5 protein-coding genes are annotated in these 14,275 nt (G+C 35.8%); 4 read left to right on the top strand and 1 reads right to left on the bottom strand.

All coding sequences use genetic code 11. The features are described from left to right. Window positions 1–8: 8 nt before the first annotated feature. Complete coding sequence (locus tag SCB73_RS19570; protein ID WP_320567863.1) at window positions 9–2,807, bottom strand: glycosyl hydrolase; 2,799 nt, start codon at window positions 2,805–2,807, stop codon at window positions 9–11. Between the two features lie 448 nt (window positions 2,808–3,255). On the opposite strand from SCB73_RS19570, the gene SCB73_RS19565 reads away from it, so the two are divergent. From SCB73_RS19565 to SCB73_RS19550, 4 genes are all read left to right on the top strand, one after another. After that, entirely contained in the window at window positions 3,256–6,411 is a 3,156-nt protein-coding gene (locus SCB73_RS19565; protein ID WP_320567862.1) for a SusC/RagA family TonB-linked outer membrane protein, read from the top strand. A 43-nt stretch (window positions 6,412–6,454) separates the two neighbouring features. Next, window positions 6,455–8,554 (top strand): RagB/SusD family nutrient uptake outer membrane protein, encoded by a 2,100-nt coding sequence (locus SCB73_RS19560; protein WP_320567861.1) that lies wholly within the window; start codon window positions 6,455–6,457, stop codon window positions 8,552–8,554. A gap of 451 nt (window positions 8,555–9,005) precedes the next feature. Beyond that, window positions 9,006–12,143 (top strand): SusC/RagA family TonB-linked outer membrane protein, encoded by a 3,138-nt coding sequence (locus tag SCB73_RS19555; protein WP_320567860.1) that lies wholly within the window; start codon window positions 9,006–9,008, stop codon window positions 12,141–12,143. A 20-nt stretch (window positions 12,144–12,163) separates the two neighbouring features. Beyond that, window positions 12,164–14,107, top strand: coding sequence for a RagB/SusD family nutrient uptake outer membrane protein (locus SCB73_RS19550; protein ID WP_320567859.1), 1,944 nt, complete (start codon window positions 12,164–12,166; stop codon window positions 14,105–14,107). Window positions 14,108–14,275: the final 168 nt, after the last annotated feature.

The following is a 14,275-nucleotide window of genomic DNA, read 5'->3' as shown; positions in this document are numbered from 1 at the left end:
GTTAATAGTTAGTTTTGCTGTTTTAATGGTGTAATAGTAATTGGCCCTAAAAGTCCTGACGGCATTGGAGCCCATTTTGTAGCGTCAAATTTTTTATAATCTTTATCAACCATGTTGATTTCATAAAAAATCTTCCATTCTTCGCCTTTTAATTCTTTGTTTCGGATTCGGTTTGCTGAAAGATTAGTAACCTGAATTTTTAAGATATTTTTTCCGGATTTTAATTTTCCGATATTTAATTGATAGGGGACAGACCATACTGTACCGATAAATTTATCATTTAGCCAAACTTTTGCGCTTTCGCGGACATCTCCCAAGTCTAAACTCCAATTTTCAATTTTAGCATTCGGATTGTCAAATTGCAAAGTATAAGTTGCTGATCCCGAAAATGCTTCGGCTTCTGGACTTAATTTTGTCCAAGACTCTAACGTTGAAATTATTGCACTCGGAGGCAATTGCGGTCCCCCTTTGTCAAAATTAATTTTCCAGTTTCCTTTTAGCGGAATTACTTCAGCAGTTGGCTCGTAATAATTCCATTTTTTTTGTGAAGCTGTATTTTCTGTTTTTAGAAAATAAGATTCTCCCGGAGCAATTTTAATTTTGACCAATGTTCTATTGGCTTCTTTTTTTACAATTGCATTTCCAAATTCTTTAGTCAATGGATTTAAAATCACAACTTCTTTATTTCCAATTTCTATCGGAATAAATTCATCAATTGTTTTAGGAGTATGATTTACGAGATAATATATTTTTTCTCCATCAATATTTCTTCGGATGAATTTTAAACCTGAATTTACCAGTGTTTCAGGATAAATTTGAGTATTTTCTAAAGTTTTGAAAATATCCGAAGTCGGTTTAACCAAATCAGCATTGGCAGTTAAAATATTTTGCAGTTCTCGCTCTTGCTTTTCGTAATCGTTAAAGCCAGGAATAGATTCTGGAAGACTTTCGAAAATTATATTTGCACCTGCTTTTTTCAACTCAATCAGCTTTTGTAAAGTCGCAAGTGGCATTTTTTTCACTGGTGGAATTACTAATGCTTTGAAAGTTGTTCCGTTAAGATTGATTTTTCCATCTACAACTTTGGCTTCAGCAATAAAATTGTCTGAAATGAAATCCACACCATAACCTTTATTCATTAAGTTTTTAGTTGAGCTGTAAAAAGTTGTTGGATGAAGCCATTCTTGAAGCGAGTGTATTTTGAATTCAAAAAACAAAGTTCCTTTTTGGTATTTATCCCAAGTATCAAAAATTGGCCAATAAAGCAAAAGTTCATTGTCAGGTTTTCCCTGTTGCAATAGTGACTGACAGTTTGAAATATAAGAGAATAGAGAAGGAGCATCTTCCCAAATACTATTATTGGCGTTAAAATTTACTGAAGCATAAAATTGCCAACCCGGCCAAGACGCTCTGTCTGGCGAATAAGTAGAACCATGAAGAAAAATATGATTGATACCGCTCAGCATCAAATCTTCAGCTTCTGGTTTGCATTGTGATAAAGCTGCTTTGAAATGTTCTCTAAGCCAAGTAAAAGTTTCAGACGAAACCAGATTTTTCCCAGAAATATGTGCCGCTGATGATGAAAATTTTAACATTACCGGATCGGCATCGCCTTCGCGAATATCTTCTTTTTCTCTTCTGAATCCTGGAATATCAAATGGCATAGAACCAAAAGTTTCGCATTCAGGAATATCTGCAGCAGCATATAAATCAATTAAATTTCCTGGTGATCCATGCGCTTGAAGTTTTGTTTTAAAACTTTTTGAATGTGCCCATTCGGTCCAAGGTTTGTCGAATTTATTCAATAATAAATCACCAATTGTCTGGCGATAATCACTTCTGATGCGGTTTCCAATTTCACCATCAGTTTCATTTAATAGTATTGGCAATTGTTTTTTTAAGTCGTAACCTCTTAATTTCTGGAATTCTTCGAAAAATTTAGGCGTAAAATCAGTTCCGTAAACTTCGTAACTATCATTAAAAATGGCTCTAATTTTTCCTTCACGGCCTTTAAATGCATTGTTAAATGGAACAACATAAGCATTAAAAGCATCTTGGGAATAGTGATCTAAGGTAAAACCGCTTCCGCCCGGCGCAGCTCGTTTTACTTGTTGTCCAGTTTTTCCACTAAATACAGCATATAGCATATAATCTGTTTTTTTTGCTTTCCATTTTAATTTGTTTGGCTCGGTTTGATTCGGAATTGCGACAGAAGTTCCATCGATGCCTTTATCGTTTGCTTTAGTCTGATTCTTTTGAAGCTGATCTGTCAAATTGATGTATGAGCCGTCTTTTCCATAAGCGACTACATATAATAGTTCGGCTGGATTTTTTTCTTTTTTGTTTTCAAGCGAAATATTTCGGTCAAATGTTTCGTCTTTTTTCAGTGGATATTTTTCAATAATTAGTTTTGTTGCCGCATTAGCCACTGTAACATGTGATCCGCCGTAAGGCCAACCTGTCCCTAAAACCATATCGACCTGCATGTGAAGACTGTCTGCTACATGAATGGTATAATCCAACATTTGCATCCATTTTGGAGAAAGATAATCGATTAAATTAGCTTCTTCACCTTTTACACCATATATAGGAGTAATTTCTACACCACCAATTCCCACATTATGAAAATCGATTAGGCTTCTCTTTAAGTTGGGTTTGTCAACCGCGCTTCCCATCCACCACCAGCGTGCCCAAGGCTGATTTGTATTAGTTGATTTTGGCCAAGGTGAATTTTTTTCCTGAGCTGTAGTAGTAATAATCCAACAAACGGATAATATAATAAGGAAATTTGATTTGGTTATTTTCATTGATTAAGGTTCAATAGTTTTATGTAGCGGTTACTAATTTACTTACTTCATATAAGTATAGAATCATGCAATAGTAATTTTTTTAATAGTTGCAATAAGGTAAAAGTATATTTAGAAACTCAATTTGCTATCCTGTAGCGTCCTGTTTTATGTCTTTTTATTAAAAATCAAATGAGTAATAATTTGTGGTATTTTTTTCTCAATTCGCATTTTTGTATTCGAATTACTATGAATTACAAAAAAATATTTCAATAAAATTTTTGATATAATATTTGTGGATTCCACACTTATTCGCCCTTGTAAATCAAGGAGTTGAAACTTTTTAAAGTTAAATAAATTTTAAAAAATGTTATAAAAACCTGAAAGTTAACAGGATACTACAGGATGCTGTGCCATACCGTTCTGGATAAATTTGGATAAACTAATTAATTAACCAAATTTAACTTTTATGAAAAATAGACTTAGTCTTTTGCTTATTTTGGCCTTGCTTGCATTACTGCAGACAACAGGTTATGCGCAAAACAAAGTGGTTAAAGGTACAATCACTGATGCGGCCGGACTGCCTATTCCAGGAGCAAATGTACTTATTAAAGGAACAAAGCAGGGAACTAGCACTGATTTTGACGGAAAATATTCTATTAGCGCTAATACTGGGCAAGTATTGGTTTTCTCGTCAACTGGTTCTAAAACTGTTGAAAGAACTGTAAGTACTTCTTCAGAAATTAATGTAAAACTTGTTGAAGAAGTGTCTCAGCTTAATGAGATTGTAGTTGTTGGTTATGGAACTGCAAAAAAATCTGATGTAACGGGATCAGTTTCTACTATATCTGCTGAGAAATTAATGAATAGACCTGTTGCAAGTGCGACTGAAGCTTTACAAGGTAAAATTGCCGGAGTTGATGTAACAACAAACGAGCGTCCGGGAAGTGTTGGTACCGTACGTATTCGTGGTAATCGATCTTTGACTGCAAGTAATGATCCTTTGTATGTTGTTGATGGAGTGCCATTAATGTCTGCATCTGCAATTGAAACTTTAAATCCAAGAGATATTGAATCTATGGATATTCTTAAAGATGCTTCAGCAACAGCTATTTATGGATCTCGTGGTGCAAATGGGGTTATTATCGTAACAACTAAACAAGGAAAATCTGGTAGATTTACTTTGAATTATACTGGTACAGTAACTACTTCTGAAATTGTTGATAGATCACCATCAATGAGTGCTGAAGATTTTATTACTTACAGACGTTGGGCTGCATACAATCTTGATCCAACTAAATATGCTAATCCAGCAACACCTACGCTTGCAAATGATAAATTAATTTTTGACAGTGCATTAGACGGCCAAACATCAAGAGATAATGTATTGAAAGGATGGGCAAGCGGTACATGGGATGCTTCTAAAGTAACGAACACAGATTGGACTAAATATGTAACTCAAGGTGGAGTTAGTACAGAACATGTTATTAGTGCAAGTGGAGGTTCTGAAAAAGTGAATACATATGGTTCTGTTGGATATTTAGATAATCAAGGTACTCAAAAAGGACAATGGTATAAGCGATATACTGCAAAATTGACTTCAAATATTACTCCAGTTGATTGGTTTAAAATGACTGCTTCTTTTAATGTTTCGTGGAGTGAGCAAGATTATGGAATGTCGACTTTAAGTGCAAGAAGTGGTACAGCACCAGATGCAATTTATGGGGCTGCTAAACAAATTTACAACATTGCTGTTCCTTATGATGCAAATGGCAATTTGATTATTAATCCAGGTGGTGAATCAGGTGTTTACACGATCATGGATGAATGGAATAAAAGTACACAACAATCTCAAACAATGCGTGTCTTAGGTAATTTTTCTGCTAATTTAGATTTTGGTAAAATGACAAAATCATTAGAAGGACTTACTTATAAATTAAACTTTGGACCAGATTTCCGTAGCTGGAGAGAAGGTGTTTACATAGATGGAACATCATCTTTGAAAGTGAATTCAAATGGTAGTGCTGGTACAAATTTTGCCCGCCTTTCAAACCGTCGTGATTTTTCATGGACTGTAGATAACATCATTAACTACGATCGCACATTTGCCGCTAAGCATAAAGTTGGTATGACTTTATTACAGACAGCATCATCTTGGAATATAGAAAACTCTCAAATGAGTGCTAATAATATTCCTAAGCCTTCATTCTTATGGAATGCAATGGGTTCAGTAGATGCTACAAATGCGGCTAATAATGCACGTATGAGTTCAGGTCTTACAGAACGTGCTATTAGTTCTTATATGGCTCGTGCAAATTATGGTTATGACAATCGTTATTTATTGACAGTATCAGGACGTTGGGATGGAGTTACGCAATTATCTGAGGGACACAAATGGGACTTTTTCCCTTCTGCGGCCTTAGCTTGGCGTATCAACAACGAGGAATTCTTGAAAAATGTTGATTGGATTAAAAACTTAAAACTTCGTTTAGGTTTTGGTACTTCTGGTAACTCTTCTGTTGATCCTTATGGAACTTTAGGGAATATTAGCCAAATTTTCCTTCCTTTTAATGGTCAAAGCAATGCTATAGGTTTTACTACTAATGAACCTTATTATACAGCTAATCAAACTGGAATGCCAAATAAAAACTTAGGTTGGGAAAAAACTACTCAATACAATCTTGGTCTTGATTTTAGTTTCTTGAATAACAGAATTAGCGGTGTAATTGATGCATATAAATCTGATACTAAAGATTTATTATTAAGAGTAGATATACCACCAGTATCTGGATATCCATACATTGTTTCGAACATTGGTGAAACAAAAAATCATGGGGTTGAAGTAACGCTTAATCTTATTCCAATTCAAACTGGTACAGGATTTACTTGGGAGACTAATTTGAATGCTGCATTCCAAAAAGATGAAATCGTTTCGTTGGCAAATGGTGCACAAGACATGGTAAGCAACTCTTGGTTTATTGGACAATCGATCGCTGTTCGTTACGGTTACGATAATGATGGTCTTTGGCAAAACACACCAGAAGATCTTGCTGAGATGGCTAAATGGAATGCTAATGGTTACAAATTTACACCAGGTAACGTAAGACCTAAAGATCAAAATGGCGATTACAAAATGGATGCTACTGATCGTGTAGTTGTTGGTAACAGCAATCCTCGTTGGACAGGAGGATGGAATAACAGTTTCACTTATAAAGGTTTTGATTTAGGAATCAATATCATCGGACGTACAGGTTACACGGCGTCTTTAGGAGGAGAAGCTTTGACAGCACATGCTAACCAACGTGAAACGGATTACTGGACTCCAGATAATCCAGATGCTGAATTCCAAAAACCAATTTTAGGTCAGGCAACTTCAGGTTCAGCAGATCCTTTTTCTGGACTACTTGGTTTCCAAAAAGCATCATTCGTGAAAATTCGTAATATTTCTTTGGGTTATAATTTATCTAAAGATGTTGCAAATAAAATTGGATTGGCAAACATGAAATTTTATGTTCAAGCTGTAAATCCAGGAAGTATCTACCAATCTTTAAAATGGTATGATTTTGATACTGAAAGAACATATTTCAATCGCAGCTATGTAATGGGCATTGAAGTTGGTTTCTAATAAATTATTGGCGAATTGAATTATAACATTTAAAAGTAACAAAATGAATAATATAAAAAATATCGGAATCGGTCTTTTGATAATGGCAGGGGTAACCTTCTCATCATGTTCAAAAGATTTCTTGGACGAAGAACAAACAAATGCATATTCGACAGCATATTTTGATACTCCTGAAGGTCTTGAGGCATTAACAGTATCGCTTTATGGTAATATTCGTTGGCATTTTGGTTTTGAATGGTCTTATGGAACTACTTTGTATGGTACAGATGAGTTTACCAATGCAAATGACCTTACAAATGAAATGTGGAATACCTATGATAATCGTTTTGGTCCAGTAGGTGCCTCAACTGCAACAGGAGCAGCAAATGGAAATGCAACTAACCCGAATGCGGTTTGGGATGAAATGTACTATGGAATTGCATCTGCTAATACGATAATTGCTAAAGCTGAAAAAGTAATTCCAGATCTAAAAACTAGAAATCGTATTTTGGCTCATGCTTACTTTTTAAGAGGATTTAATTATTATAAACTTGTTGCGCAATACGGAGGTGTTGTTCTTCAAACTAAACCTATTGAAGGAGTTGTTCGTAACTATGAGCGTGCTACAGAAGAAAAATGTTGGGAACAAGTAATAGCTGATTTCCGTGAGGCTTACAAGCTTTTTGAAGGTGAAGTTTTTACTTATGGAAAAGGAGTTACTTGGACAAAAGCAACTGCTGCTCACTTTTTAGCAAAAGCTTTATTGTTCCGTTCATCTGAGCGTAATGATTCTTGGAATGCTTCTTATAAAGATGCAGATCTTAAGGAAGCAATCGATGCTTGTTCTTATGCAATTACAGCTCGTGGTCCTTTGACTGCTAATTACAGTGATTTATATGCAAACTGGACAGGAATTGATTGTCCAAATGAGCAGTTGAGTGAAATTTTGATGGCTGCAGGTCACAATGGTGATGCATCTACTGTAGGTCGTTTTGGAAACCGTACATACAATTATTTTGCTCCTCAGTTTTCAAGCTTCTCAGGAGGATGGGTAAAGCGTGGAGTTTGGATCGGTAGTATGGATTTCCAACGTTGTCGTCCAACAGAATATACATATGCTGTGTTTGATCACGTAAACGATGCTCGTATGTGGAAAACTTTTAGAACAGTTTATGGAACTAATACTGTAGTAACTGCAAATGCTGGAGTAGCTATTGGTGATCCTGCGATTGTTATGATTTTGAATACTAAAAATGACAATACATACAATGGTGCTAAATTTGGTGCAAGTGTTCAGGCTCCAACTTGGACAGATGCTGCAGGGCGTTTGCCAGAATGGGCTACTGGAAAGAGACAAACGGCAACAAGCGGAACTTTGACTGCTAAAAAAGGACAATTTGTTCCTAACTCTTTAGTATTGTATCAAAATGGGAATTATGTTGCGCCAACATTCAAAAATCAACCAATTTGTAACTTCTTTGCTGGTATCAATAAAACAGATGACGGTTCTCGTACTGCTGAAAGAGGTGATGCACACCGTGATGTAATTATGGCTCGTCTTGCTGAAACTTATTTAATTCGTGCAGAATGTTATGTTCGTCTTAGCCAATATGGAAATGCAATGCAGGACATTAACGTGGTAAGAGCAAGAGCGCAATGGAAAGCTGGAGAAAACAGATCTTACTATAATGACGGTTCTCAAGCGTTTAAAGTGAATCCTTTAAATACAGGAAGTTCTGCTACAAACTTTACAGCTTCTAACTTAGATATGAATACATATTACTTATCTAACCCTACAGTTGCGGTTACAACAGCAGCTTCAGATTTAAGATTGACTTCTTTCCCTAACAATTTACCTGCGGAAGACGAAGCAATTATGTCTAAAATTGGAGCTTCATCTGATAAAGAACGTGCTATCAACTTTATTCTTAACGAGTCAACTCGTGAGCTTTTAGGAGAATGGCAACGTTGGGAAACACTTTCTCGTACAGGAATGCTTATCAAGCGTGCTAAAGCATTTAATGCTGAAGCAGCAACTAATATCACAGCGAATAAACACGAACTTCGTCCAATTCCTCAAACATTCATTGATGGATTGTTGAATGATGATGGTTCTAATTTATCTCCAGCGCAAAAAGCAGCTTGGCAGAATCCAGGTTACTAAACTTTTTTATTTTTGTTTTTGAAAGCCGTCTCATTCGTGAGGCGGTTTTTTTTTGTTTTAAGTGCATAAATAAGTTCAATAAATGATGCTAAAATTGAGGTGTAAAACAATTTTCTCAAAATAAAAATGCAATCGATTACATTTTTTTGTTCGAATTGTCATAATTTTCAGATATTAATATTATATTCGATAAAAATTTTGAATAAAAATATGGTATCTGAAAAAAAAATATTGTTTGATTCGGATATTCGCATTTAGGAGTTTTTTTCTTCAATTGCCTTTGAAAATCAAGGCTTTGAAGGATTTTATGGTTAAAAAAAACTTAAAAGTAATTTGTAAAACTCTGTAAATTAGAATGCTACTAAATTGCTTTGCAGGACACTACAGGATAGTGCCGAATTAACTTCTAAATAAATTTGAGTAACTAATTAATTAACCAAATTTAACTTTTATGAAAAACAAATTGAATGTGCTGCTGCTCATAGCCATTTTTGCATTATTGCATGCATCTGGCTACGCGCAGAACAAAGTAGTCAAAGGTACCATTAAAGACGCTACAGGATTGCCAATTCCAGGTGTCAACGTACTTGTCAAAGGAAGCCAGAATGGTGTAAGTACAGATCTGGATGGAAGTTACTCTATTAATGTCGCTACTGGAAATGTTCTTGTTTACAGTTTTATCGGCTTTAAAAAACAAGAAGTTACCGTTGGAGCTGCTACTGTTTACAATGTAGTGCTCAAAGAAGAAGACAATTCTCTTGAGGAGGTAGTCGTAGTAGGTTACGGTACAAAAAAGAAAAAGGATCTTACCGGATCAATCGTAAGTGTAAATGCTGATGAAATTGCATCAAGACCTGTTGTCAATGCAGTACAAGCCATGCAAGGAAAAGCTGCCGGTGTGGATGTTGCTTCAAGTGAGCGACCTGGAACTGTAGGAGCTATTACTATTCGTGGTGCTCGTTCTATTTCTGCGTCAAATGCACCTCTTTATGTAGTTGATGGTATTCCTTTAAATACAAGATTGGTGACCGACCCATCAACAGGAAAAATCAGTGTTGATGCCAATTCTGGTGGAATCGATTTCTTGAATCCGACAGATATTGAAACAATCGACGTTTTAAAAGATGCTTCGGCTACTGCGATTTATGGTTCACGTGGTGCAAATGGAGTTGTTATCGTAACGACGAAAAAAGGTAAAAACGGAAAATTCACTTTGAATTATGATACGTCATTGATGACAGAAACTATTCATGAAAATGCGCCAATGATGACGGCAGGAGAATATATCGAATTTCGTCGTTGGGGGAGATATTACTCTAATCCATCTGCTTTTCCAAAAGGAGATGCGCCTACCATTGAAAATGACAAATTGATTTTCTTGGCTTCTGCAGATCCTTCTGCGTGGGCAAATATTGAAAAAGGTTGGAGAGATGCTAACGGAAATCTTACTACAACTTGGGATGGCTCAAAAGTAGCAACGACAGATTGGACAAAATTTGTATCACGTACAGGAATCACGCAACAGCATACAATTGGTGTAAGCGGTGGAACTGAAAAAATGAAAGGTTACGGTTCATTCGGTTATTTAGATAACACAGGAACTTTATTCGGACAAAGTTATGTACGTTATAGCGGTACAGCAAACGTTGATATTACGCCAACAAAATGGTTTTCTATGGGTGTTAGCCTTAATACGAGTTATGGTATTAATGAATACGGACAGTCAAACGTAGGTAGAACTGCGGTTACAAGTTCAACAGGAATTTATGCAACTGCCCGCACCAACCTTCCTTATGCTGTTCCTTATGACAGCAACGGAAACAGAATTGATAGCCCAGGTGGAGATTCAACAATCAGAACTCCTGTTGATGAATATAAATTGTCTCAAGATCAGCGTATAACTTTGCGTGCTTTTGGTAGTTTATATGCACAGTTTGATTTGGGTGGAATTTCTTCCAAATTAGACGGATTAAAATACCGTATCAATTTTGGTCCAGATCTTACTTCATATCGTGATGGTGTATATTTAGATGGAAAATCGGCTATTCGTTCTGGAACTAGTTTTGCCTCTCTAGCTAAAGAGCAAACAATTTCATATACATTGGATAACTTGCTTTTATATAATAAAACATTTGGAAATCATACTTTTGGAGGAACATTGTTAATGAGCCAGACAGAATATCACAATGAGAATAGTTCAATGTCTGCTAATGATATTAAAAATCCTGAAAACAAATGGAATGCGCTAACTCCTGCAAATGTTACACTAGCTGGCTATTCTTCTGGTTTGACTGATACAGGTTTGCTTTCTTATATGGGACGCGTAAATTATTCATATGCTGACAAATATTTGTTTACTGCTTCTGGACGTTATGATGGAGCTTCGCAATTAGCGTCAGAAAACAGATGGGCATTTTTCCCAAGTGCTTCTGCAGCCTGGGTTATCAATAGAGAGAAATTCTTGGAAAATGTAACTTGGATCAACCAATTAAAAATGAGAATTGGTTATGGTGAAACTGGAAATGCTGCAGTTCCAGCATACGCGACACAACCGCCATTGGTAGGTATTGTATATCCAAATGGATCTGGAGTTGTAAACAATACTTCTTTGGGAAATGTTGATTTAGGTTGGGAAAGAACCGCTCAATTTAACTATGGTATTGACTTCGCATTGTTCACTAATCGAGTATCTGGTGCTTTGGATTATTTCACTAGTAAAACAACAGATTTATTGTTGAAAAGTAGCGTACCAACAGTTATTGGAGTAAAAGATACTTACCAAAACGTTGGAGAAACAGAAGGACATGGAGTTGAGCTTACATTGAATACAGTAAACGTTACTTCTAAAGATTTTGAATGGACAACTAATATCAGTGCTTCTTATCAGCAAAGCAAAATTGTTTCGCTTCAAAATGGAAAATTTGACGACATTAATAACAACTTGTTCATTGGAAATTCTCAAAACGTAATTTATGGTTTTGAATCTAATGGAATTTGGAAACCTGAAGATGCTGCAGAAATGGCGAAATTCAATGCCGCTGCAGGTTCAAATATTTTTTCTTTTGGTAATGCAAGACCGGTAGATCAAAATGGAGATTATAAAATCGATGCAAATAATGACCGTGTGATCATTGGTTCAAAAGATCCAAAATATATTTTTGGTATGACCAATAATTTCAATTACAAAAATTTTGAATTAACATTCTTTGTTTACGGAAAAATGGGCTATTTATATGATACAGGTGGTGAGAATGAAGGGGCAAAAGGAAGCCAGCGATCTATAAATTATTATAATGATAACAACATTAATTCAGAATATCAAAAACCAATTTATTCTGCCGGTACAGGAGATCCTTATTATCCAATTTTAGGATACCGTAATGGTTCGTTCCTGAAAATGAGAAATATTTCTCTTGGATATCATTTTGATAAAGATTTAGTACAGAATCTTGGACTTTCAAAATTGAGAATATATTGCCAAGTGAATAATCCAGGTATGGTTTTCACAAAAGTAAAATGGACTGATTTGGATACGCAAACAACAGCGTCAAACAGAGGTATAACTTTAGGGTTAAATGTAGGATTCTAAATTAATTAAAAAACATCATTATGAAAAATTATAAAAAACTATATATCAATTTAATGCTTGTTGCGGCGCTTACTGTAGGCAGCTCATGCAACAAAGATTTTCTTGACGAAGAGTTGACAACTGCCTATAGCCAAGACTATTATAAAACTGAGGCAGGAATTCAGGCATTGGCTGTCGGAACATATTATCAAGTATTTGCAGCAGAATTCCAAGGAGAAGTGCCACTTTGTGCAACAGAATCTGGAACTGATGAGTTTCATGCTGGAGGCGACCCTTCAAACTGGATTTGGAATTCTTATTCTTCTGGTTTTAAAGCTTTCGTAACGGTTTCGAATGCGAATACTGTTGCAGCAAATACACATTGGGATAATTTATATATTGGAATTGGTAATGCAAATACATTAATTGAATCGGCAACAAATATTGTTTCATCAAATGATGCCATCAAAAAAACGGCTTTAGGTGAAGGGTACTTTTTAAGAGCTTTCAGTTATCTGCAATTGGTAAGTCAATATGGCGCTGTTCCTTTAAAATTGAAAACAAGTTCTACCGTTGAGTTAGAATTCACAAGAGCTTCCCCGCAAGAAGTTTTAAATCAAGTAATTGCTGATTTTACTCAGGCTTATAATTTATTAGGAAATGCTGGTGCTCCTGCAAAAATTACGAAAGATGCTGCAGCTCATTATTTGGCGAAAGCTTATTTGACACGTGCCAGTGAAATCAACGACAGCTGGAACGGAACAACAAAAACTGCCGATTTGCAGCAGGTTGTTACTTTGTCAGACGAGGTAATTTCACACCACCCATTAGCGGCGAATTATGATAATTTATGGTCATACACAACTGCTGATGGTGCAAATGAAAAACTTCCAGAATTAATTTTGTCTGCTCAGTTTAATGCTAGCACATTGACAACTGGAGGAAATCAGCAGCATTTGTATTTCCTTTCAACTTACGACCAATTGCCCCAAATGAAGCGTAACCTTGCCGGCGGAAGACCTTTTAGCCGTTTGGCCCCAACTTATTTTGTGTATGATGCTTTTGATCATGTAAATGATTCTCGTTTCTGGAAAAGTTTTCAAACAAAAAGTATTGTCAATAATGCATCAGGTGCTGTTTACAAAAATGGCGATTTAGGAATTATGTATGTTGTGAATACAGCTTCAGACACACGTTTTGCAAAAACTAAAAATACTGATGTCATCATTTATCCAAAAACAGGAAAAACAATTCCGAGTGTTTATGTAGCGTACGCAGCTGATAAAGTTGGATTAATGGCTGATGTAAGATTCCCGTCTTTAAGCAAATATATGGATGGAAACAGAATCGATTTGAGTAACATAAAAGGTTCGCGTGACGTTACATTGGCGCGTTCTGCAGAAACGTATTTAATGGCTGCTGAAGCAAAAATTCGCTTGGCAAAAGCCGGAGGCGCTACCTATGCAGATGCATTGCCGTATATTAATGCAGTTCGTGCTCGTGCGGCTTACAAGGCTGGTGAAAATCGTGCCGCTTACGCCGATGGTTCAGCAGCTTATACAACAACAGGTCAAGCAGGAATTCCAATTTCTTACATTCCTGAAAACTCTTATTATGAGTCAAATAATATTGCGGTTGCAACGACTGCAACGAATTTGACAATAAGCAACATTACTGCATTACCTGCAGAAGACATGGCTGTTATTTCGAAACTTGGTTACGGAACAGATTATGACAGAATGTTGTGTTTAGTACTTAATGAACGCACAAGAGAATTGTGTGGGGAATTCCATCGTTGGGAAGATTTAAGCAGAACTAAAACATTAGTTGCTAGAGCAAAAGCTTATAATATCGAAGCTGCTCCAAATATTCAAGAGTATCATAATCTGCGCCCAATTCCGCAGACATTCCTTGATGGAGTTTACGCAAGCGGAAAACCTTTGACTGCAGAACAAAAAGCGGCAATGCAGAATCCAGGGTATTAATAAACAACTTATTTTTTGGTTTTTTCACGTTAGAAACCGTCTCATTTTTTGAGACGGTTTTTTTATAATCGAGCAGGTTACAACAGGATAGTTTTCAGTTATTTAATAAATATATTTGACTAATCATTTTAAGGATATTGGTTTTCGTTAATATGGTAAAGGTAAAAT

This window comes from Flavobacterium sp. KACC 22761 (assembly GCF_034058155.1).
GTDB lineage: Bacteria > Bacteroidota > Bacteroidia > Flavobacteriales > Flavobacteriaceae > Flavobacterium.
Note: the sequence above shows the minus strand (reverse complement) of the source record. Positions and strands in the feature narration are given on the sequence as shown.

Coding starts and splice junctions, on each gene's coding strand:
- SCB73_RS19570 (WP_320567863.1), bottom strand. CDS start 2,807: ATGAAAATAACCAAATCAAATTTCCTTATTATATTATCCGTTTGTTGG.
- SCB73_RS19565 (WP_320567862.1), top strand. CDS start 3,256: ATGAAAAATAGACTTAGTCTTTTGCTTATTTTGGCCTTGCTTGCATTA.
- SCB73_RS19560 (WP_320567861.1), top strand. CDS start 6,455: ATGAATAATATAAAAAATATCGGAATCGGTCTTTTGATAATGGCAGGG.
- SCB73_RS19555 (WP_320567860.1), top strand. CDS start 9,006: ATGAAAAACAAATTGAATGTGCTGCTGCTCATAGCCATTTTTGCATTA.
- SCB73_RS19550 (WP_320567859.1), top strand. CDS start 12,164: ATGAAAAATTATAAAAAACTATATATCAATTTAATGCTTGTTGCGGCG.